Below are 21,582 nucleotides of genomic sequence, written 5' to 3'. Positions count from 1 at the left end.
CTCCCCTACCAAATCAATAATATTCGACAATAGTAGTATAGAATGATTCACCACTATAGCTGTAGTTAGCCTCATTCATCAATACCATTCTAGATTTATCAGATACACGATGCTTTTGACGATTTAATACAATAATATTCTCAGCAAATTTTTTCAAAGTTGGTTCATTAATTTTATCAAATGGTAATTTTCTCATAAGTAACTCCCTAGATTCATCGTCTAAAAGAAAGCATGGTGACTCGTCTGGATTAAACCTCTGTACACGTTTCACCCCATGAGAATTAGGAAAGACCATTCCCTCAATATCAACCAGTTCTTTAAATGTTTTCATATTTTCTTTCTCCTTAAATTAAAATTTTAAAATTAAATATAGTTTATTTTTGAATTATATCTTGAATGGAGAAGCTCGACTGTTACTCATATTCACAACCTCATTTTAAAAGTATATTTCTTGTATACATCAAGTATGTATCAAGTGTAAATCATGGTTATATCATATCATGCCGGGAGACAAAAATCAAGGGGGGCAACATTACATCTTTGTTGCATATGTATTACATATTAGATACATGAATATATATTTATTGTTGCAAAAAAAAGACGCTCAGTGCGTCAATTAATTATTATTTTCAAAATCTATAATCTCAGACTCCAGACTTTCAAAAAGTTCCTTTATCGCTAGATTAATCACCCAAGTCCTATTCTCTCTTTCAAGCATATTTTTTTCTTTAAAAAACTTAGCTAGTCTTGGTAAATTAATTTCATTCTGTTTATTCAAATAAAAATTTGTTAATTTCGCCATAATATTCCTCCTACATAATATATATCATAAAAACACATACTTTTCAAGTAATTCCTATCCAAAAACTTCTCTACACACTTTGTACATCTGATATAATACCTTTGATGAACTATCATAACGAGTAATTTTGTTTAGTACTTCTACAAACTAATGTACTCCATAAATTGAAACTACAACGCCCTTATCTAATTAAGAAAATATCTAACCTATGATAAAGCAATACTAATAAGTGCTATATTCTGATTTCCAAAGAATATTAATTTATCGTAACTGATTCCTAACTGATTAAATTTCAATAAATTCATATTTCTCTATTTACCATTTATTTTATTTTAGGTAGAAATGCTATCAAATCAAGGTTTTCAAATATCATTACATACCTTTAAAACAACATCTTCTTCACAGAAGTTAAGTAATAGGTCATTCCGTTTCATGACTTACACCCTATTAGTTAGACAAAAATATCTAGCTGATGGGGTGTTTTATTATAAAACTAACATTACATAGTCTTTCTCTATATTCTTCCAACTGATAATATTTAAGGAGAAACATTAATGAAAATAAAATTTAAAGAAAGCAATACCATTACTTCCATAAAATACAAATCTTTTTTATTTGTAAAATTGCCAATACTAGCTTTTTTGTACGCAGTTGTTATCAATTTCATACTTAGTTTTAAGTTGACAGCTATAAGTGACTTGCTAACGTCTAAAGGCATTGTCCCTTTAATGTTAATTATTCTACTAGCTTATCTTACCTTCAAGAACTATGCTTCTTTTAAAAACTTACGTGAAAATTATAAAGCTAAGAATATTGATGGTGTTAATATACTAGTAAAACTTATTCGCATACATGATATCGTTAAAGTCAGAGAGCTTGGATTTAACAAAACAATCTATAACTACACATTTTCATGGGAAGATATCATTTTCCCTGCCATTAACAATAATATAAACGGCTCAAAACTTGAACCACTTGTTAAAAAATATTCTTTACAAGTACTGTCTATGAATATTCCTGCAAAAATGATTGGGAATGTGATCTATGTTGATGCAAAGGTATTGGAAGAATGTATAGAAAATGAAGTTGAAGAAAGAAGTAAACTTTCAAACATTTAAAGATGAACTTTGTTGCAGTCATCAATAACAAAAAATGACAATAGATTTTCTACTGTCATTTTTATTTTTCTAAATTTTTAGCAGAGTATTCTCACAAGTCTCTAAATCTCATTCAATTTTTCGAGATAGGCGCTTAATTCTGCTTGGGCTTCTGGTGTTGTGCCTACTAGCTGGCTGCGCATGTGTGCGAGTCTGGTTTCTATCTCTCCAATCTCTTTATCAATCTCTGCAAGCTGGTCGGCGAGGGGAACAACTGGCTCTTCTTCAAAGGTATCGACATAGCGTGGAATGTTGAGGTTGTAGTCATTTTCGACAATCTCTTCAAAGCTGGCTAGATGGGCAAACTTCTCGACATTCTCGCGTTTTTGATAGGTCTCCAAAATCTTGGCAATATGGTCTTCGGTCATATTGTTTTGATTTTTCCCTTTTTCAAACTCTTTTGAGGCATCGATAAAGAAGACATTCTTGTAACAATAATTCCCTGACCTTCAAACTTCTACTAAAACAAGCAAAATCCCCTGCAAATCTACATTGCAAGGGACTTGTGTATTATTCTTGTACTTCTTTCTGAGCGGCTTTTCCTTGGTCTAGAAGGGCTTGGACAATTTTCTCATCGCGTAGTTTGACAGAATCGTTAATCATTTCTGCGGACTTGACGATGGTTGTTTCTAGTTGGGCACGTTTTTGACGGCCTAATTCAATAGCAGCAACGATGCCTTGGTTTTGCGCGACCAGACTTTCAGCCAGTTTGGTAACAGACTCAACAGCGACTGTCGGGCTTTGGGCAATTCTCTCCATCTGCGGAATCACTTCCTTGCTGGTTTCAGCTAGCATCTGAAGGGCAGCATTATTGGCATTTACAATGGCATCTGCCACGACACCTGATTTCATTGATTGTTGCAAAATACCAAGTTGGGCAATAGAAAGCTTCATTGTCGGAATCGTATTGCGACGAAGCATGCCCAATTTTTGGCGCATATCAGATGACACCTTCACAAGATTGCGCATCTGAGGTGTTGTTGCCCATGCCACATAGAGACGGCTGACATACTCGGTGTGCTGTTGTTCGAGGGTATTGACCACTTCTGCCATACGGGCCAATTCTTGAGACTTGGTCTGGTATTCTACCGTACTTGTATCTAGTTGGTCAGCTTGAGCTTTCAGTTCTGCAGCGCGATTGCCAGCTTCTGTCTGGCTAGCTTCGATAAAGGAAATCACTCCCACTAGATTTTCAATGGATTTGGTATTGTCCTCAATCAACATCTCAGCAGAGACAATATTTCGAGCTAGCACATCTTCTTGCTTGACTACTGCGGCAGCCATGCCATCTAGCTTTTGCTCCACTGTTTTTGAGTCAAAGTAAAATTCCTGTAGCGTATTCTTGCTCTTGTTAAACAATCGTTGCAAAAAGTTTGGTTTCTCTTCTAGCTCAGCAATTTCAGCGTTCTTGTATTTGACTACAAAGCCTTGCAACTCACGGTTGGTGTTCTTGAGTAGATCATCCACCTGGGGAATCTGCAATTTCTTTTGTTCTGACAAGATACGATTGACTGTATTGTTCACGCCTTCTACAGCAGATTGCCCAAAATCCAAAAGAGCATTTTGATTTGTGACAAATTGGTCTACTAACTGGGGCACGTGCGCTTTGATTCCTTCTTGCTGCTCAGGGCTCAACTTTTCAAGGAAGGTCAAGGTCTGGTCTGAGCCAGTATTGGTCTCGATGATTTGGGTTGTCTTATCCACCTTAGCTACGGTATTATTAGCAATCTGGTCAATATCAAAATTAAATTCTGTCATGGTTACTCCTTTATTTCTAACCTATTCTTTACGATCTTTTTCGAGGATACGCAGACTGATATCAAAATCACGCATATCTGTTTCATTGAGTTCTCTCAAGACTTGGTCCAGCTCAAGGTCAAATTGTTCGATGGCTGCTTTAGCTTGCTGCAAACGTTCTTCTGCCCGATTATAGTTTTTAGGGTTAGCCTTAATCTTTAAATAACCTTCTAAAATCGTTTGGAATTTCTCCATCTTCAAACTATGAATGGCAGTCAATTCTTCCTTATCCCCCTCAGCAGAGGTGGCAATCTTGTCTAAAATAGCCTGATGGTCAATGGCAATATTGGCCAAGGTCTGGGACAATTCTGGAGCTAATTCCTCTGGCTCCGCATTCTCAAGATCTACCTGACTTTCTCTATCCAAACGTTCTAGCTGAACATCGATGTTTGCCCTTACTGTACGAACCTTTTTGTCAATACGGTTATAGACATCATCGTCGATATAGGACTTGAGACGATCCGCCTCCTGATGAATTTCCCGCAATTCGATCAATACTTGATTAGCTAAACTCTTATAGGAATCTGAGCCCTTCTCTACCAAGACTCCCTCTAACTGCTGAATATCTTTGTCCGCCTGACGAATCCGAGCTTTTAAAAGCTCAATCCGATCATCTAGAGAACGATCTTGCAAAAGAGGATAGCGCCAACGTTTATAGAGACGATAACCACCATATCCTAGCAGGACACAAGCCGCAAGTGGAAGAGCATATTGAACCAAAAGGCCCAACAAGAACAGGAAGCCCCAAAAATAGAGACAGCCTTTCCAAAAACCATTACCCGATTTCATAAACATTCCTTATTTTCAATTTATAAGTCTATTTTAGCACAAAAGACAAAAATGAGGGCGGAAATTCCCTAGAAAAGAATTGATTTCTTTGATGTAGAATGGAGCTTGGTAGCGCGTGGTCTAATTTCAGTGAAGTGGACTCAACCACAAACACACTCTGAGGAAAGATCAAAACAAAAGCTTGAAATATCGGGGGATGTGTGTTAGAATTGGTCTATAGTGATGATAATTGTCTAACAAGGCAACAAAAAGCCCCAACGTTCCAGCGTTGAGGTTTTTTTGGCTTATCGCCCCTTAAAGGTTATTTCTTGCGTGAGTTAAGCCATTTCTCAAACAAGGTTGTCAAAATATTGACTACTAAGGGTGCTAGAAAAATTGTGATGATAATTTCTAACATCGGCAACACCTCCCTTCCTTAAAGCGAGGGGGCCAAAATATTATATCACACCAGATTTATATCATCAATATCGTGTCATCCTTGGAATAGATAGACTTAGATACACAACTAACCTTACTAGCAAATCTCTAAACAAACCCAGAGAACAACGTTTTAAGACAAAGCAAAAAGCCCACTGTTGTAGGCTTTCTGTAAGATATTTCTTAAAATTAAAGCATTTTGTTATCTTGCAGTGATTAGGTACAGAAAAACAGGCCTAAGCCTGCACTAAATCTAACTTGATTTTCTCCAAAACTATTAAATTCAAATAAGTTGAGAAAACATAAAGGGTAACAAAAAGGGACTTAAAATGATGAGTTCAGCAGGCAAGAAACTAGCACGGTCAAACGTGCTTTTTTTATTGCTAATGGCTGATAGGTATACTATACCATGCTTAGGTTGCTTATGCTTGAAGTTTCTTATCTGCAATAGCATCTGTCAAAGTCTGGGAAAAGTTAAGTCCTAATTCCCGTCCTAACTTATCCGCCCATCGTGGTATGGTCAAAGTCTTTTTAATTGGTTCCTGACTTCCTAGGTATTCTGAGACATCAACAGATACCATAGAAATAAAAGATTTATCAATATCATAGGTTGATACAAAATCTTCATCATCTTTAAATGGATCGTTATCAATTAAAGACAAGCTATTGATATCTGACGGCTGAGGTAAATCTCCATCACTCTCTATTAAATCTGCAACAGTTATCCCTAGCCACTCCGAACCCATAGCCAACGCCTCAGAAATTCCCTCACCTTGTGTTGCTGAGTACTCAAAATCTGGAAAATGGACAAAATAAGTCGCTTCTACCCCGTCTGTATCGTCATAATAAAATAAAGCTGGATACGTAACTAACATTTCACTACCTCCATATCAAAAAGCAGGGGCTGAGTTTATAACCCAGCTTGCTTTCTTATCCCTCTTTCAGTGTACTTATTCAGTTCACCATGAGGGATTGTGATAGGTCTTTCCCCTAGCTTCTCCATCTTAATATGGGAGCCTTTACCGCCTTTGGTTTTTATCCAACCATGAGCCGTAAGGAGTTTGACCATCTCTTTTTGTGTCATAGGCATAGCGCTTTTACCTCCTGACAGTATTATTATAACACGTATTACACGTACTGTAAAGGGATAATACTCATTATCTCTCAAACCACAAAAGCCTCCAGAATCGTTTCTAAGGGCTTCTAGTTTGTCCGTGGTGTTTTAGTTGTCCAGTACGAAACAAATCAAAATAGGGGGCGAATATGAAGCCTCAGCCTACATTTGCCTACTTATATGCTTCTAGTTCTCCGTTCTGGTGGATTCTCGCAAAGTTTAAGACGGCTATCTGTTTGTATCGGTGGTAGCTAGTGGAGCTAGTACCTGCCATCTCTACACATTCGCTCATTGTTTTCTTTCTCATGTAGCAATAATGGATAATGAAGTATTTTCTGGCTCTCTCGTTCTCTATGCTGTTGATGTCGTGGGCGAATATCTCCAACCCCTCACGGATTGCTTTTTCATGTTCACCACTCAAATTCCACTGATCAGGTAAGACAAGTTTCCAAGCCTCTTCATCGATACTAACTTGGTTTTCACTCCCTGCCATCCTCTGGAATCTCAGAAAGTAAGCCATACGCTCCCTTACGTTCATCATCGTTTTAAACTTATCCAGCTCCATTAGTTCGCTCCTTTGTGATATAATTAGTCTAAAGAGAAGTGAGGTAGAGATGATAGTGTCGCTACGCAACTTCATAGTATGAGATGACGGGACAGGCACACCGTCCACTACTCTTGAGCACTTAGGTTATTCTAAGTGCTTTTTTTGTCATTTCGATTATTTCTTTTAAAGGTGGCTTAGTCTTCGTCAATATCCCAATCACCTACCTTGATTTCGATAGTTTTATTGACCTGCTCAATTTCTTGTTTATCTCGCCAATCTTCAGGGACTCGATTTTTAACCCAAAAGATGCCTGCCGTTATGTTAGGTTTGCTATATTTCCTTACCGACACAACTTGCCCTGTGTTTGTTACTGTTTCTTCTGAATAATAATATCCAACAGCTGACCTATGCAAAGCGTTGACAACTTGGGCATCTGCTACCTCTTTACCGTCCTTTAAGGCCTCCGAAAACTCCGGATACTTCTTTTTCCATTCATAAAAAGTTGAGGGAACAATGCCTATATTTTCAGCTATTTGCGTATCAATCAAACCTTTTTTTGCCCAATATGAAACAAGCGCTAGTTTTTCTTCATTCAACCATTCTTTAGCTTTAGTTTTAGCCATTCGCCCCCTCCTTTGCTAAACGTTTCTTAATAGTTCTCACTGTTTTCCCTCACTATATCAATCATCACAAAAACCGATATTATCCCAGAATATTATCAACTCTTTTGTGTTTTTTATCTCGGATAATGCTTTCTCTGCTTCTTCTTTTGTTGGATAGACTTCTATAAAATCTTTAGGATTCTTTCCACCTATCCTATATCTTACCTCAAACTTTCCACTGTCTATTTAAGTTAAAAAGACAATATCAACTTCATCAGCTATTATCAGTTCATTCAACCGTTTCAAGCGTTTCTTGATTGCTCTCATTCTGGCAACCTCGCTTCTAATATCTCGATTTGTTCCATAACTTCAACAGTCTCTACTGACTTATAAGCCATGTTTAGAATAGTCTGGGCGCTTTGCTGTCTAGCGTAAGGGCTGATATTCCTATCAAGCATGATTTCCCTTAATACGTTGACTGCCTCAACGCTTGCATTTTGCAATAAAGTAGTCGCTTCTTTGAATTGCTCGCTACGTCTTTCACGGTAAATTCTCTTAAAGGTTGCGTCATTCAAGTAATTGTATGCCGTTTTTCTTGTAATATCGCTCATCTCACTGGCTTTCTTTACGTTACCAGTCATGAGATAGTTTGCTAGAAAGATTTCTTTTTTTCTGCTTAATTCTGCCATATACTAATCCACCTCTCTTTATTGCTCTAATTCTGGAAACTCACTTATCCCAGTCATTTCCCTAAGTTCATCTATACGTTTTTGTGATTTCTTATAGTCTGCTAGCTTAATATCTTTAAATGGCGTTTTAATGAAATCATCCATATCTATTTTTATTTCATCTTGCTGAAAAGCAAATCTTAAACAATCCACGTATAAAGATATACATTCATCTGTTGTTGCGTATTCTATCTTTGAAGCATATTCTTGTAATCTTCTGATCCGTTCCTTTAAACTTCTACTCATTCCCCTACCTCGTGTGTAATTCTGTCTTATTTATGTAAAAAGGGGGATTCCTCCCCCTCTGCATTACAAACCACGTTTTACTTTATCACGCAACTTATTATATAAGTCTGGATCACTATTTAAAAGGTTAACACGCTCTAAATAACCCATTTTCTTAAACTCTTTAGCCTTATCATTCAATTTAGCTTCTTCCTGAGCGCCCACTAATCTATCCAGTTTCTTGTTAACGTTCTCGATAAACTCTTTTTGACGGCGTTCTTCTTCAACCTCACGGATCGTTTCTTCTAATTCTTTATCAATCATTTCTTATTCTCCCTCAAATAGTCTGATTCGTCCAATAATATAACCCAAAGTGTCTGTAGAATCTAAATAACGATTACTTTCACCAGTGTAACTAGCTACACCACATGAAACATAGCCATTTTTTCGTGTGTATTCTGGCAAACTATTGATTTTATCAAACAATTCTTGAATACCTGTTCCTAAGACTTCATCAACCAATTTCTGGGCGGTGTTTTTGTATGTCTCGTTATAGTTTTCGATTAACTCAATCAGTTCAATAGATTTCTGCTTGATTTCCTGCCGTTGATTTTTAATAGTCTTATCTTGTTCAAGTCCATTTTTAAAATATGGTGTAACACTAAGCCCCACGGCTTTAGTAGCAATATCTCCAACTCGTTCACATTCAAGTTTTTTCTTTTGCTCCCTTAAATCAGCAATGTACTTCTCTTTTGAGTTGATCGCTTTAAAATCTTCAAAGGTTTGCATTTCAGCTTTTTTAGCTTTGATATACTCAACTTCTTCCTGTGTTTTCTTGATTTCCTCATCAAAACCATCAAAAATAGCTAATTGTTGACGTAGATTATCTACCTGATCTTTGATTTCCTGCAATGTTGGCATTTCTTTTTCCTCCATCCTTTCCAAAAACAAAAAAGGCATAGCTAAAATAGATTACTCTACTTTATGCTATACCTCTGATTTTTTCAGTCAGTATTCTTTTTGTATTGTGTTGTTTTAGATTCCACGCTGGAGACAATCTCGCCATCTTGTATTTTAAGCGTTACGCTTCCAAACTTCGGGATCTCTAACAGTTTTATTTTACCATAATTTCTAAAATAAATAAAGCCATTTTGTATCTCCATTCGTTATCCTTTCATCTGTGTTGCTACTTGTATAATACCATCACATTGGTAAATGCTTTAAATCTTTTTCCATCACTCAAACAAACCTCTGAATGTCTTACATCTACCACTTCAACAGTTGCCATGAAGTCATTTACTCTTTGCTCAAAGTTTTCTTTGTTATCTATGTAACTATGGTAGAAAAATTTAACTTTCATGCTCATATCCTTTCCTCAAATCTACATATTCAACTCTAAACGTGACTTCTTTTGAAGTACACTTTCCCAATCTTATATCCGTCAATCTTAAATCAGGATTCTCTGCCATCCATTCGTTTAAGCTATCTAAAGCTATTGTCAATTCTTTTGCGGTTACGAAATTCATTTTTACTCCTTTATTTTAGAAAGGTACATAGGTCATCTTACCTGTGTACCTACCTGTGTACCCTATAAACCTTACAACCTCAAGGGTTTTCAGCTTGGTACATAGGGTACACGGGTTTCTATATACCATTTTTATATTTTTTTATCTATCTTTGTTTTTTTTGTTTCAACTCTCGGTAAACCTATGTACCCTGTGTACCGATATTGCTAAATCATTGATATTACTGAACTGAAGCGGTTCACTGGTACCTGTGTACCACCTGTGTAACCTGTGTACTCATTGTGTACCTTCAAGTTCTCCAAGTTCTTCAAAAATTGAAAAATCTACTCTTAATTCCCTCTTTTCTTCTTTGATAACAAAAGTATCAAATCGTTTTTGATTACCAATAATATATCCACTGACAAGCTCACCATCTAGCTTTTTTCTTTTTCTCTCTACTCCAATAGTTGTCAATGCTTTCCCTGCTTCAATAGCATTTTTGCCATATGTTTTATTATAAAGTTCATCAATCACATAGTTATCTGTTTTAGGGACAAAATCAGTCTTTTGTAGTAGATTTATCAAAGCTATCTGAAAATCATCAAGTGCTTCATCGCCATTATACACCTCAACATTTTTCCAGATGAATTTCTGTTCTTGTTCGTTGAAATAATCAAGACTGGATAGCAAGAAACCGATACACCCTTCAATCCTTGGTGATTTATCTGGTAGTGTAAATGCCTGCCAATATTCGGCAAAGGCTTCTTCACGCTCCAAGTCAGTTTCTCCAGCTGGTCTATCCTTATACTGGATCAATACTTTGCGCCCGTTCATTTCATCTGAAAGAGATACATTCCTATTGGTATCAATACACAAAACACTAGAAAGCATGACAAGTCCTTGGTTTCCTCCTACAATTCTGGCTACGTGTGTTTTCTCGGTTGCAATTACTTTTAAAACACGCTCAATTTTATCTCCAATAATATCTCCTTGCTCAGTCGCTAAGGCCATTTCCCCACCCGAAAACATAGCCCAAGCATTCAAAGCGTCAAATCCTCGTGAAACCAAGTTATCCAGTTCAACATCGATTTTATTAAACAGTCCAGATAAGGCGATATGTCTCAATCCTTTACCCGTTCTTATTCCAGACTTGGTTATAAAGAAATTGGTTTTGTTTTTCAATCCACTGGCAACTTGTGCTATGTAGTATGTCTGTAATTGTGCATTGTGGAAACTGTCAGGATCTTCAATAACGTAGTGTAAAAATTTATTGGCAATCTTTTTACTACTCTTAGCAGTTTCAAAATCAACTGGATAATACTTAAAAAATGAAATCTCATTATTCAAAACACATCTGGTCAACGTGTGTTTCTCCAAATCAATAACAAAATCATTCCCAGCAATCTGAAATGGTTTTAGAACTCTGATTGGCTCAATATGGAAATGTTTATCAATTCCTTTTAAAATATCCAATACAAACTCGGTATCATGCTTAAATCCATATAGATTTGCCAATTTTATATCATCAATCATTTTGGCCTGCCTGTTGTTCACATCATATAATTGACCATTATAAAGCTCATATCTACCTAAAAGATAATCGATTACTAATTTAGCGAACGGTGGAAAGTTTTTTTTAAAAGAAATACTTACATTATCATCCTTTTTCTTTGGCTTTATTTTTGCGGATATAAAATTGATTTCTTTCCCATTTACATCCGCACTATACATAACTTCACTAGAAGAGATAGTTATTTCCTTACTCTGATAATGAAGTTTATTCAAGCTATCTAACTGCCAAATATCTGATAATTGCCTTTTATAGTCTGCTTTCAATTTTGAGCAGCCAAAGTCTGTCTCTGTCCAGTTCATTTTAATTATCTTGTTCAATTTGTCCCTAATATTCAAATGCTACCTCCTTATAAAATATTTTTGCTACTTCTAAAAAATAGCTTGCTAGGTCTTTTCTTTTTACGATTGCAGAAAACAAGTCCACCAGCTGACTAAAACTGTAGCCATTCACAAATAGCAGTCTGACAAAGAGTGAAGTCTCGTTTCTGGTATAAATGCCATTACAAATTAGATCGAAAATCCAGCCTTTCAACTCCACTCCAAGCCCCTGTCGTTGCTCGGTCAATTTGTTTACCTCTAATTCTTTCAGGATTGTGAGCAAGTCAGGACTGGCCAAAGCAATATCCAAATCTCTGACTAGTTCCCAGCCCTCTACTTGCTCGGTCTCTTCCTTGATTGCTACATACAAGTCTTTATAATGAAAACTCGTCAACGCCTCGTCTATAGGTTCATAGTAGGTAAATTTGTAGTGTTCCCCATTCTTCCATACTTGAGTAGGATTTGACTTGAGAAAGCCAAATAGGGGCATTTTATCAACTGATATAGTAAACTCTATTATTCTCATTACACCTCCTAATCTACTGCAAGAAAATTGTAAATATCACTCTTGCGGTAATAAACTTTCTTACTACTTTCAAATGGCGAACGAAGAGGTTTCAAACCTTCTTTTTCCCAGTTATTTAACGTGGTTCCACTAATACCTAACTTCTCTAATACCTCAGGCCTAGAAATCAAGTCCCAGTTGTCATCACGTTGCTTTTCCAGTTCCATCCTTTTAGCTAAGTGATCTCCTACTTTCTCCAGTAATTCAAGTTCTGCTTCTCTTGATAATAGTTGCATATTACAATCCTTTCTAGTTATGAATCTTACCTGCAAGCTGGATATAACGGCCGTAGTAAGGGTTTAAATCCTCGCTAGGTGTTTCTATCGTCTGTTGGTTTTCTCGCTCATATTGGGCGCTTTTTTTGCGGTCTCGGTGGTTTAAATAAAGCAGTAAGCCAATTAATACCACCATACAGATTACCGACTGTGTATTGGTCAAATCTAGTTCATTCATGTTATGCCCTCGCTTGATAATTCTTAATATAGTCCACTTGATCAGTTCGCTCCATCTTCAGGAAGTCGTCCACCTCTTTGGGTGTTACCTTTCTATCTAAAAAATCAGTGATGAACTGAAAGAGGTTCGGATTTCTATCCTTGATTTCAGCAATTACTTCATCAAATTCTGCTTGTGTCATGTTGTCTAGGTCTAGTGTCATTTTAACCCTCCTCATGAATCATCATTCCACGGGTGTACCCAATCGAACTTGTCCATAAGTCCAAGAGATTTTTTTTACCTCGTTTTTTCTTGGCAATATCAACTGCTAAAAGTTCCCATACATAATTTAATAATTGACTATGATCCATAGGATAAACATTCTCTTTGGTCAATTCTGCTAGATAAGTGGTTAAGAAAAGAAATCCATCAAATCTAGAAACCAGTTTTATAAAATCAGTGTTACCCCAATAATTTCCATAAAATGAGCGTTCTTCCCACTCCAATTCTCCTATTACCTCAGAAACTACTCTCTGTTTCATCCTTTCCGTCTGTTCCTTTAGCGTTTGCTGTTGTTCATGGTATTCTGTGCTAGTTAGTTCATTATAAACATCGTCCAAGTCATTCAATACCCTGCTGATTTCTCTTTTAGCTAATGCAGTTCCATCTCCTACAAGAATTTCTTGTATTTCTTCTAAATTTGTTGAAATAGCTTCTAATTTATCTGCTATCATATTTTTCCTCCGTTGGCCTTTAATGTCGTTTCTTATACAGGATTGGCACCACTCCAAACGCTGGGCGATTACCCCAAGTTGGCGAACGTATGTAGTGATGTTTCGTGGGTAATCACCCACATTTTAATTAAACAAGTGCTTAGAGTCGCCGTGTCAGCACCTACTACTCAAAAACTAACCTATCCGCTTGCCTGCCATTAGTTGTTATTGATTGAATAGTTGATTTTTGTTATAATGGAGATATAGAAAAATATCTATATTCTTGATCCAGTCGCTTGCTCTCCTCGACCAAAATTTGAGCAAGTGACTTTTTTTGTTGCGTCAATCCCCAGTGGTAAAGCACCACATGAGAAATTTGTAAATGTATTGAAGTATTGCGATTGGTTCGCTCCTTTCTAATAATCCTTTGCTAACCATTCCATTACACTTGCGTAAATTCTATTTGGTGCTTTATAATCTCCGTTAAGAATTTTAGGAACAGTTCTAGGAGCAACGCCAATTTCAAAAGCAAACTCATAATTTTTTAATTGTAAATCAGCTTTTTTTCTACGTAAAGCTTTTGCTTGTTCTTGTGTAATAATCATTTTTCTTTCTCCTTTCTTAAAATTCATTCTCAATTCAAGAACAAATTGATTATATAATCTTATTTTGAGAATGTCAAGTGCTAAACGTTCTTTTTTTGAGAATATTTTTATAGCCATTTTCTATTCACTATGATATAATCTAACTAAAAGTAATCAAGATTAGGTCAAAAAATGAAAAATAAAGTAAATGAGTTAAAGGTTAAAAATAGATTAAAAGAATTAAGAGAAAAAGAAAATTTATCTCTAAATAAACTAAGGACTATTTTAAAAGATACTTATAATATTTCTGTTTCGGATAGCCAATTAATGTACTATGAAAATGGAACTAGAAAACCAAGAAATCAAGAAATATGGAATTCTTTGGCTCGTCATTTTGGAGTATCGGTTGGCTATCTTCTCGGCTACGATAATAGCCCACCAAAGATTTTTCTTAAGGAGTTAGAGGAACAAGCAGATCACTACTTAACAGAAGAAGAAAAAGAGGAATTAAAAGAACGCCCAGAAGCAAAAAATTACTATCTAGATTTAGTAAGTTGGAGAATGCGTGATGAACAAATAGCAGAGGTTCGCAAAAGAAATAAAGATTTTGATAAAGATTTTATAAAATTTATAGAGAAATATTCTATTTATCTTTCTGACGATCAGATAGAACAAATTAAAGATTCAATGAAATCAATGTCAAGTATCAATAACAAATATTTAATGGTAACAATGGCTGGTGGATACTTTGAACAAATGAAGTCTGAGAAAGAAACTGAGTTCAAGGAATTGTTTAAATACAGTAAAATATGGCAAGAGAACTATTCCACAATGGAATCCAATGAGAAGAATAATATTAAATAACTTCCCATATTCGCCAATAGCACCTCTTCTCCCACTCTCTATTGTGCAAAAACAGGGGAAATTGAAGAATAGAAAGCCAATTTTACAGACTAAAGTGCAAAAATGGTCAAAATTGACAAATAGAAAAAGACAAGCCTGCTACTGCTGACTTGTCTGATAATGCCTAAATTAAACTCTTGAAATATCGGGGCTTATATGTTAGAATGATTTTAATGGATAAGGTTCATTAGAACACCAAAGCCCCTAACTATTGCAGTAGTTAAGGGCTTTTTTGACGTATCTTAGAGATTTAACGGGTGTTTATAGGCTAGTCACTCGGTCTACTTCTTACCATCTAGCCATTTGCAAACGAAATATAGGATAATTCCTGCTATGACGTCTGCCATAATAGTAAGAACGAGCTCTGGGATAAGGTTCATTAGTTTCACCTCCTCTCACGAATCGTAAGGAACGTAATCGGTAACCGATGACAAAAACATTATATCAAAAACACTCACCACAAACAAGCCTATATAAGCCCCATATCCGCCTTGTTTATCACTCTGGTATTATTTGCCGTCTGACTGCTTAAAAGCGAAAATAGGGGCATTCTCGTAGCCCATCGCATGGTATAAACTCAAAACTTAACCTATCCGCTTGCCTGCTGATGGAAAGAGGAGTAAAACCATGAAGATTACAGAATACAAAAAGAAAAACGGAACTATCGTATATCGCTCAAGCGTGTATCTTGGAGTTGATAAACTTACAGGGAAAAAGGCTAGAACTACAGTTACGGCCAAAACAAAAACAGGCGTTAAAATCAAAGCTAGAGAGGCCATTAATGCTTTTGCAAACAATGGATATAGTGTTAAGGAAAAACCAACCATTACTACTTATAAGGAACTAGTCGCTCTATGGTGGGAGAGTTACAAGAATACAATCAAGCCAAACTCTCAGCAATCCATGGAGGGGATTGTGAGGCTTCATATTTTGCCCGTATTCGGCGATTACAAGTTAGATAAACTTACTACTCCAATTATTCAGCAACAGGTCAACAAGTGGGCTGACAAGGCCAATAAAGGCGAAAAAGGGGCATATGCAAACTATAGCTTCCTGAACAATATAAACCGCCGTATTCTCCAGTATGGAGTTACAATGCAAGCGATCCAGCATAACCCAGCTAGGGATGTCATTATCCCACGTAAGCAACAAAATAAGAAGCATAAGGTAAAGTTTTTCAGCAATCAGGAACTAAAACAGTTTTTAGAATACTTAGATAACCTAGACTTGTCTAGCTATGAAAATCTCTTTGACTACGTGCTTTATAAAACATTGCTGGCTAGTGGTTGCCGTATCGGTGAGGCTTTGGCTCTTGAGTGGTCTGATATTGATCTAAAAAAAGGCATTATCAGCATTTCTAAGACTCTGAATAGATACCAAGAAACAAATACACCTAAGTCTAAAGCAGGTCTAAGAGAGATTGATATAGACAAGGATACAGTTTCACTACTCAAGCAATATAAAAAACGTCAACAAGTCCAGTCATGGCAATTAGGACGGTCTGAGGGGATTGTTTTCACTCCATTCACTACAAAATACGCCTATGCTTGCCTACTAAGAAAGAGACTACAAGGCCACTTTAAAAATGCTGGCGTTCCTGATATTAGTTTCCACGGTTTCCGTCACACTCACGCTACAATCATGCTATACGCTGGTATAGAGTCCAAAGACTTGCAATACAGATTAGGTCACTCTAATATCTCTATGACTTTAAACACTTATGTCCATGCTACCAAAGAGGGAGCAAAAAAAGCCGTCTCAATCTTTGAATCGGCTATCAGCAATCTATAAATAATAAGGGTGTCCCATTTTGGGGCTACCCTCTTACTATACCTAAAATTGGTTAAGGGTAACTAAAAGGGTAGTAAAAACAAAAAAAGCACTAAGGGAAAACGCCCCAAAGTGCTTAATATCAAGGCTTTACAGCCTATCTTATTCAATAAAATATTACAACATTTTGTTGTAGAATTCAACGACAAGTGCTTCGTTGATTTCTGGGTTGATTTCGTCGCGTTCTGGCAAGCGAGTCAATGAACCTTCCAATTTTTCAGCGTCGAATGATACGAATGCTGGACGTCCAAGAGTAGCTTCTACTGCTTCAAGGATAGCTGGAACTTTCAATGATTTTTCACGAACTGAGATCACTTGACCTGGAGTTACGCGGTATGATGGGATATCAACGCGTTTTCCGTCAACAAGGATGTGACCGTGGTTTACGAATTGACGAGCTTGACGACGAGTAGTCGCAAGACCAAGACGGTAAACAACGTTATCCAAACGACGTTCCAAAAGAAGCATGAAGTTGAAACCTAGGATTCCGCCTTTGATTTTTGTAGCTTGTACGAACAAGTTACGGAATTGTTTTTCACCTACACCGTAAGTGAAACGAAGTTTTTGTTTTTCAGCCAATTGCAAACCGTATTCTGACAATTTAGAACGGTTGTTTGGTCCGTGTTGTCCTGGTACGTAGTTACGACGTGCCAATTCTTTACCTGTACCTGTAAGTGAAAGGCCAAGGCGACGAGCTTGTTTCCAAGATGGTCCTGTATAACGTGACATGTGAATGTCCTCCTGATATAAATAATATTTCGGTGGAAATAGTCACTTAGAAAGCCCTGATTCGTGCAGATGCCCTTCGCCTAAACAGCCAAGGTTACTTATCATAAGACACCTGTTGACGAGCTTCATGCTTTCCTGCTGATATTTCACACAAAATCCATTTTACCATGAATGGCTAGATTTGTAAAGGGGTTTTAAGCTTTATTTTCATCGCCAAAGAGATTGAGAAGGAGGGTAAAGGTGCTTCCGATGCCGTACTGGCTGGTAACTGTGATTTCTCCACCCAATTGATGGGCCAATTCACGCGCAATCGCAAGTCCTAAGCCATGACCACCTGTTTTCATATTACGCGAAGTTTCGACACGATAAAGGCGTTTGAAAATATTCTCCAAATCCTCTGGAGCAATGCCCTGTCCCTCATCGGTCACACTGATTGAAAGCTGATTATTCTCCACCTTAGCCACCACTTCCAGTTTGGTTCCTGGTGCTGAGTATTTAAAAGCGTTATTGACCAGATTCACCAAGATACGAGAAAGTTTGGCATAATCTCCTTCAATCCGGGCAGACTCTGGGATTACCTGCAAATGCACATCTCGTTCCTCCTGCTCAATCAAGAACTGAAATTCACTCATGCACTCAATCAAGAGCTGGTCCAGAAAAATGCTGTCTTTGCTGGTCGTTTCGACCTGATTTCTAGCTGTGTTTAGAGTCAAAAAATTCAACTCCTCAACCAGTTTATTGAGTCTTTCCGTCTGACGCCCAATGGTTGCTAGATAATGGTCCTGTTCTCCTTCCTTGATAACCCCATCTAAAATCCCTTCTACCGTCGCTTGGATCGAAGTGATGGGGGTCTTGATATCATGCGAAAGTTGAGCAATCATCAAGCCCTTTTCTCGTTCGCTTTCTTCCAAGGAATCAAAGGTCGCCTGCAAATCATGGGACATTTCATTGAAAGCTTGCCCTAATTGCTGAAATTCTACAGGTCCTTGAACCTCCAGACTTGATGGAAAATCCTTGTCCGCTACCCGCTTGGCATGTTCCTTGAGTTTGCCCAATGAAGTAAAGACTGGCGATAAGAGAAAGAGACTAATCCCAGCACCGATAAGGCTGGCAACGATGGTCATTCCAAGCAGAAAGTAAATCTCGCTTTTCTCAATCAGCATTTTTTGAACAGCCCAAAAAACCACGATAATCGTTAGAAGTGTTGAAATGATATACCCTACTAAAATATAACTTTTTAATTTCATTGACTACCTCTTGCTTTCTCAATTTTGTAGCCCAAGCCCCAAACGGTTTTGATGGTGGGGGTTTCTGAACTAGCATGTTTAGCCAACTCCTGTCGAAGAGCATGAATATGAACATTCAAGGTATTGGTATCATCTACGTAGTCTTCTTGCCAGACCTTTTCATAGAGGTCTGTCTTAGAGAAAACCCGCTCTGGATTGCTGGCTAAAAGCCATAGAAGCTCGAAGGATTTGACGGTCAAATCAAGCGCCACATCTCCGACTTGGACTTCATGACTAGCATAATTCATCCGTAAATTCCCGAGACTGACGACTTCTGTCTCACCTCCACGATGAAGGCGACGCAAGATATTGTGGACACGCAAAACCAGTTCACGAGGGCTAAAGGGCTTGGCAATAAAGTCATCTGCCCCTAAGCTCAGGCCATAAATCTTGTCCTGCTCGCTAGTCTTAGCCGTGATAAAGAGAAAAGGTTGATCCGGAGATTGATACTGAACTTCGCTAATCAAGTCATAACCATCCATCCGAGGCATCATGATATCTGTAATAATCAAATCAATCGCTTTTCGCTTGAAGATTTCCAAGGCCTCTACTCCATCATGGGCCACCAAAACCTGATATCCTGCCTGAACCAGATAACGTTGATGAATATCTGTGATTTCTACCTCGTCGTCAACGAGTAAAATTGTCTTTCCCATCTGTCTCTCCTTTGAAAAAAACAGTGCTATACCACAATAGTATAACACTATTTTTATCTCTTTACGAACATTCTAAACGATATATGGATTTTTCAAATCCTAGATAGAAAGTCTGTAACTAGACTAGTCATTTTCCTCTTTTTTAGCTTTCAAACCGAGGCCGCCTAGAAGTCCGGCCAAAGCTAATCCAAAGAATCCAATAGTAGCCATTGATGTTTGGGCTTCACCAGTATATGGAAGCATGTCTTTTTGGTCTTTCATTTGAGCAGCCATCATTGGACTTGACACCTTGTTAGTAGATGCCATCTTGCCTTCATCAGGCATTTTACTTGAGGTTACCATAGGCTGGCTAGCATTCATGGTTTTGTCCTGCTCTTTGTTAGGCATCATCTTATCTTGGCTAACAGCTGGCATTTTAGATTTCATATCATTGAGGGACTTATACCCATTCAAGTTCACTGTCAATTCTTTAGTCGCTACAAGATTGCTCAAATCAGCCTTGCCGTCTTTCGCACCATACACTTTGATGGTAGCTTTATAGCTTTGAGTACCGTTTTGTTTCAAGAGGTCAAGAAGTTCTTTATCAGATTTTCCTTGAGTGCCTGCCAAGTCTACTTCATAGAAGTAGAGGCCTTTGCCCAATTTTTCTACTGGTGGAAGAGCGGGGTTTTTAGCTGAACCATTGTCTGACCATGGAGCCTTGTCGGATGCTTTCAAGATAAGGCGAGTTAACATACCGTCACCAGCGAAGAATTCGTATGGAATGACTTGGTTGACACCAGCTGTGAATGGACCAGGGAAGTTGGCTTTATCCAAGTAAGTTGCTGGAACGTCCACTGTGTCTTTAGTATTATCAGCTACGCCTTTTTGGACTTCAGCTGGAGTAGTTAAACCATTCAAGTTGACATCCAAATTTTTAGTCGCTACGAGATTGCTCAAATCTGCCTTGCCGTCCTTCGCACCATAAACCTTGATAGTTGCCTTGTAACTTTGAGTGCCGTTTTGTTTCAAGAGGTCTAGAAGCTCTTTATCAGATTTACCTTGGGTGCCTGCCAAGTCTACTTCATAGAAGTAAAGTCCTTTGCCCAATTTTTCTACTGGTGGAAGAGCGGGATTTTTTGCTGAACCATTGTCTGACCATGGAGCCTTGTCTGAATCCTTCAGGATAAGACGAGTTAACATACCGTCACCGGCGAAGAACTCGTAAGGAATGACTTGGTTAACACCAGCTGTGAATGGACCTGGGAAATTAGCTTTATCCAAGTAAGTTGCTGGAACGTCCACTGTGTCTTTAGTATTATCGGCTACGCCCTTTTGCACTTCAGCTGGAGTGGTTAAGCCGTTCAAGTTGACATCCAAATCCTTAGTCGCTACGAGGTTGCTCAAATCCGCCTTGCCGTCTTTCGCACCGTACACTTTGATAGTTGCTTTATAGCTTTGAGTGCCGTTTTGTTTCAAGAGGTCTAGAAGCTCTTTATCAGATTTACCTTGGGTACCTGCCAAGTCCACTTCGTAGAAGTAGAGGCCCTTGCCCAATTTTTCTACTGGTGGAAGAGCGGGATTTTTAGCTGAACCATTGTCTGACCATGGAGCCTTGTCAGAAGCTTTCAAGATAAGACGAGTCAACATACCATCACCAGCGAAAAATTCGTATGGAATAACTTGATTGACACCGGCTGTGAATGGACCTGGGAAATTCGCTTTATCCAAGTAAGTTGCTGGAACGTCCACTGTGTCTTTAGTATTATCAGCTACGCCTTTTTGGACTTCAGCTGGGGTAGTTGCTGGCTGCGCTTCATTTGCTTCACGGTCTTGTCCAGAAACTGTAGGCGCAGGATTTGTCGCAGGTTTAACCGCATCTTCTGTTTGTTTCTTAGATTCTGGTTTTGCTTGTACTTCTTCTTTGGGTGCTACTACTGGCTCTTTAGCACCTGCATCTGCTTTTTCTGGAGAGCTTGTAGCATCCAAGCTTGCTTTAGGTGTTGAGTCTACCTGTTCTGAAGGAAGAGCTGTATCGACTGCTTCTTTGAGAAGTTCTGCTGGTAAGTCGCTCTTTTCACTCACCGAAGTCGCGTCTGGTACAACTTGAGCAGGGGTCGGATTGACCACATCGGCACGTACAGAACTTGGTTGACCAACTAGGACAAAAAAGCCACTGGCTACAACAACTGAGGCAACACCGACACTGAGACGGCGAATAGACCAACGAGTATATCTTTGATTTGGATTGAATTTCATAGGATTCTCCTTAGAGTTTTTCTTTATTTGATGACTCTAGTATAATCTCCTAAAATTAAAAAGGATTAAGAAA

At 37.9% G+C, this 21,582-nt stretch carries 29 protein-coding genes and 1 pseudogene; 3 read left to right on the top strand and 27 right to left on the bottom strand.

Features of this window, described 5'->3' with window-relative positions:
• Nucleotides 1-13: 13 nt before the first annotated feature.
• Both PAN07_RS14515 and PAN07_RS14510 read right to left on the bottom strand, forming a co-directional pair.
• The gene (locus tag PAN07_RS14515; protein ID WP_000846753.1) at nt 14-331 is read right to left on the bottom strand and encodes a hypothetical protein; all 318 of its coding nucleotides are present in this window, start codon (nt 329-331) and stop codon (nt 14-16) included.
• A 285-nt stretch (nt 332-616) separates the two neighbouring features.
• Nucleotides 617-802, bottom strand: coding sequence for a hypothetical protein (locus PAN07_RS14510; RefSeq protein ID WP_001096738.1), 186 nt, complete (start codon nt 800-802; stop codon nt 617-619).
• A gap of 554 nt (nt 803-1,356) precedes the next feature.
• Here PAN07_RS14510 and PAN07_RS14505 point away from each other — a divergent pair.
• Nucleotides 1,357-1,920, top strand: a complete 564-nt coding sequence (locus PAN07_RS14505; RefSeq protein WP_247933624.1) for a hypothetical protein — start codon at nt 1,357-1,359, stop codon at nt 1,918-1,920.
• Between the two features lie 101 nt (nt 1,921-2,021).
• On the opposite strand, the pseudogene PAN07_RS14500 reads toward PAN07_RS14505, so the two are convergent.
• The 21 genes and pseudogenes from PAN07_RS14500 to PAN07_RS14400 form a co-directional block, all read right to left on the bottom strand.
• A pseudogene (locus PAN07_RS14500) lies at nt 2,022-2,387 on the bottom strand (N-6 DNA methylase); the annotation flags it as partial.
• Between the two features lie 82 nt (nt 2,388-2,469).
• Nucleotides 2,470-3,717, bottom strand: a complete 1,248-nt coding sequence (locus PAN07_RS14495) for a toxic anion resistance protein (RefSeq protein ID WP_261116884.1) — start codon at nt 3,715-3,717, stop codon at nt 2,470-2,472.
• 21 nt (nt 3,718-3,738) lie between these two features.
• On the bottom strand, nt 3,739-4,545 hold the full coding sequence (locus tag PAN07_RS14490) for a hypothetical protein (RefSeq protein WP_261116885.1): 807 nt from the start codon (nt 4,543-4,545) through the stop codon (nt 3,739-3,741).
• An 839-nt stretch (nt 4,546-5,384) separates the two neighbouring features.
• A complete protein-coding gene (locus PAN07_RS14485; RefSeq protein WP_084862176.1) occupies nt 5,385-5,837 on the bottom strand; it encodes a type II toxin-antitoxin system HicB family antitoxin in 453 nt (150 codons plus the stop codon).
• Between the two features lie 35 nt (nt 5,838-5,872).
• Nucleotides 5,873-6,052 carry a type II toxin-antitoxin system HicA family toxin gene (locus PAN07_RS14480; RefSeq protein WP_192856278.1) on the bottom strand — a complete coding sequence of 60 codons (180 nt, stop codon included), beginning with the start codon at nt 6,050-6,052 and terminating at the stop codon, nt 5,873-5,875.
• A gap of 196 nt (nt 6,053-6,248) precedes the next feature.
• Entirely contained in the window at nt 6,249-6,641 is a 393-nt protein-coding gene (locus tag PAN07_RS14475; RefSeq protein ID WP_084862174.1) for a transcriptional regulator, read from the bottom strand.
• Between the two features lie 176 nt (nt 6,642-6,817).
• Entirely contained in the window at nt 6,818-7,246 is a 429-nt protein-coding gene (locus PAN07_RS14470) for a helix-turn-helix domain-containing protein (RefSeq protein ID WP_084862173.1), read from the bottom strand.
• A gap of 302 nt (nt 7,247-7,548) precedes the next feature.
• A complete protein-coding gene (locus tag PAN07_RS14465) occupies nt 7,549-7,914 on the bottom strand; it encodes a replication protein (RefSeq protein WP_084862171.1) in 366 nt (121 codons plus the stop codon).
• 18 nt (nt 7,915-7,932) lie between these two features.
• Nucleotides 7,933-8,199 carry a hypothetical protein gene (locus PAN07_RS14460; RefSeq protein WP_084862169.1) on the bottom strand — a complete coding sequence of 89 codons (267 nt, stop codon included), beginning with the start codon at nt 8,197-8,199 and terminating at the stop codon, nt 7,933-7,935.
• 63 nt (nt 8,200-8,262) lie between these two features.
• Nucleotides 8,263-8,502, bottom strand: a complete 240-nt coding sequence (locus PAN07_RS14455; RefSeq protein WP_084862167.1) for a hypothetical protein — start codon at nt 8,500-8,502, stop codon at nt 8,263-8,265.
• A 3-nt stretch (nt 8,503-8,505) separates the two neighbouring features.
• The gene (locus PAN07_RS14450) at nt 8,506-9,099 is read right to left on the bottom strand and encodes a hypothetical protein (protein WP_269798182.1); all 594 of its coding nucleotides are present in this window, start codon (nt 9,097-9,099) and stop codon (nt 8,506-8,508) included.
• An 83-nt stretch (nt 9,100-9,182) separates the two neighbouring features.
• Complete coding sequence (locus tag PAN07_RS14445) at nt 9,183-9,341, bottom strand: DUF2292 domain-containing protein (protein WP_142358825.1); 159 nt, start codon at nt 9,339-9,341, stop codon at nt 9,183-9,185.
• A gap of 23 nt (nt 9,342-9,364) precedes the next feature.
• The gene (locus tag PAN07_RS14440) at nt 9,365-9,538 is read right to left on the bottom strand and encodes a hypothetical protein (RefSeq protein WP_158086160.1); all 174 of its coding nucleotides are present in this window, start codon (nt 9,536-9,538) and stop codon (nt 9,365-9,367) included.
• Nucleotides 9,528-9,704 carry a hypothetical protein gene (locus PAN07_RS14435; protein ID WP_158086159.1) on the bottom strand — a complete coding sequence of 59 codons (177 nt, stop codon included), beginning with the start codon at nt 9,702-9,704 and terminating at the stop codon, nt 9,528-9,530. Before PAN07_RS14435 ends, PAN07_RS14440 begins: the two co-directional genes overlap by 11 nt.
• 276 nt (nt 9,705-9,980) lie before the next feature.
• Complete coding sequence (locus PAN07_RS14430) at nt 9,981-11,555, bottom strand: phage resistance protein (RefSeq protein ID WP_142358824.1); 1,575 nt, start codon at nt 11,553-11,555, stop codon at nt 9,981-9,983.
• A 25-nt stretch (nt 11,556-11,580) separates the two neighbouring features.
• Nucleotides 11,581-12,099 (bottom strand): hypothetical protein, encoded by a 519-nt coding sequence (locus tag PAN07_RS14425; protein ID WP_084862161.1) that lies wholly within the window; start codon nt 12,097-12,099, stop codon nt 11,581-11,583.
• An 8-nt stretch (nt 12,100-12,107) separates the two neighbouring features.
• Complete coding sequence (locus PAN07_RS14420) at nt 12,108-12,374, bottom strand: hypothetical protein (protein WP_084862159.1); 267 nt, start codon at nt 12,372-12,374, stop codon at nt 12,108-12,110.
• Nucleotides 12,375-12,387: 13 nt separating this feature from the next.
• The gene (locus tag PAN07_RS14415; protein WP_084862157.1) at nt 12,388-12,591 is read right to left on the bottom strand and encodes a hypothetical protein; all 204 of its coding nucleotides are present in this window, start codon (nt 12,589-12,591) and stop codon (nt 12,388-12,390) included.
• Between the two features lies 1 nt (nt 12,592).
• On the bottom strand, nt 12,593-12,793 hold the full coding sequence (locus tag PAN07_RS14410; protein ID WP_084862156.1) for a hypothetical protein: 201 nt from the start codon (nt 12,791-12,793) through the stop codon (nt 12,593-12,595).
• Between the two features lies 1 nt (nt 12,794).
• Nucleotides 12,795-13,304 (bottom strand): hypothetical protein, encoded by a 510-nt coding sequence (locus PAN07_RS14405; RefSeq protein WP_084862154.1) that lies wholly within the window; start codon nt 13,302-13,304, stop codon nt 12,795-12,797.
• 395 nt (nt 13,305-13,699) lie between these two features.
• Entirely contained in the window at nt 13,700-13,888 is a 189-nt protein-coding gene (locus tag PAN07_RS14400; RefSeq protein ID WP_084862322.1) for a DNA-binding protein, read from the bottom strand.
• Between the two features lie 171 nt (nt 13,889-14,059).
• Between PAN07_RS14400 and PAN07_RS14395 the strand changes: the two genes are divergently transcribed.
• Nucleotides 14,060-14,731, top strand: coding sequence for a helix-turn-helix transcriptional regulator (locus PAN07_RS14395; RefSeq protein ID WP_084862152.1), 672 nt, complete (start codon nt 14,060-14,062; stop codon nt 14,729-14,731).
• 666 nt (nt 14,732-15,397) lie between these two features.
• Entirely contained in the window at nt 15,398-16,561 is a 1,164-nt protein-coding gene (locus tag PAN07_RS14390; protein ID WP_084862151.1) for a site-specific integrase, read from the top strand.
• Between the two features lie 156 nt (nt 16,562-16,717).
• Here the strand turns inward: PAN07_RS14390 and rpsD are convergent, their stop codons facing one another.
• The 4 genes from rpsD to PAN07_RS14370 form a co-directional block, all read right to left on the bottom strand.
• The gene (rpsD, locus tag PAN07_RS14385; RefSeq protein WP_000092756.1) at nt 16,718-17,329 is read right to left on the bottom strand and encodes a 30S ribosomal protein S4; all 612 of its coding nucleotides are present in this window, start codon (nt 17,327-17,329) and stop codon (nt 16,718-16,720) included.
• 194 nt (nt 17,330-17,523) lie between these two features.
• A complete protein-coding gene (locus tag PAN07_RS14380) occupies nt 17,524-18,576 on the bottom strand; it encodes a HAMP domain-containing sensor histidine kinase (RefSeq protein ID WP_269798181.1) in 1,053 nt (350 codons plus the stop codon).
• Nucleotides 18,573-19,271, bottom strand: a complete 699-nt coding sequence (locus tag PAN07_RS14375) for a response regulator transcription factor (protein WP_269798180.1) — start codon at nt 19,269-19,271, stop codon at nt 18,573-18,575. Before PAN07_RS14375 ends, PAN07_RS14380 begins: the two co-directional genes overlap by 4 nt.
• Before the next feature lie 123 nt (nt 19,272-19,394).
• Entirely contained in the window at nt 19,395-21,509 is a 2,115-nt protein-coding gene (locus PAN07_RS14370) for a fibronectin-binding SSURE repeat-containing protein (RefSeq protein ID WP_269798179.1), read from the bottom strand.
• Nucleotides 21,510-21,582: the final 73 nt, after the last annotated feature.

It is taken from the genome of Streptococcus sp. SM5 (assembly GCF_027497975.1).
This window is presented reverse-complemented; position numbering and strand designations above follow the sequence as displayed.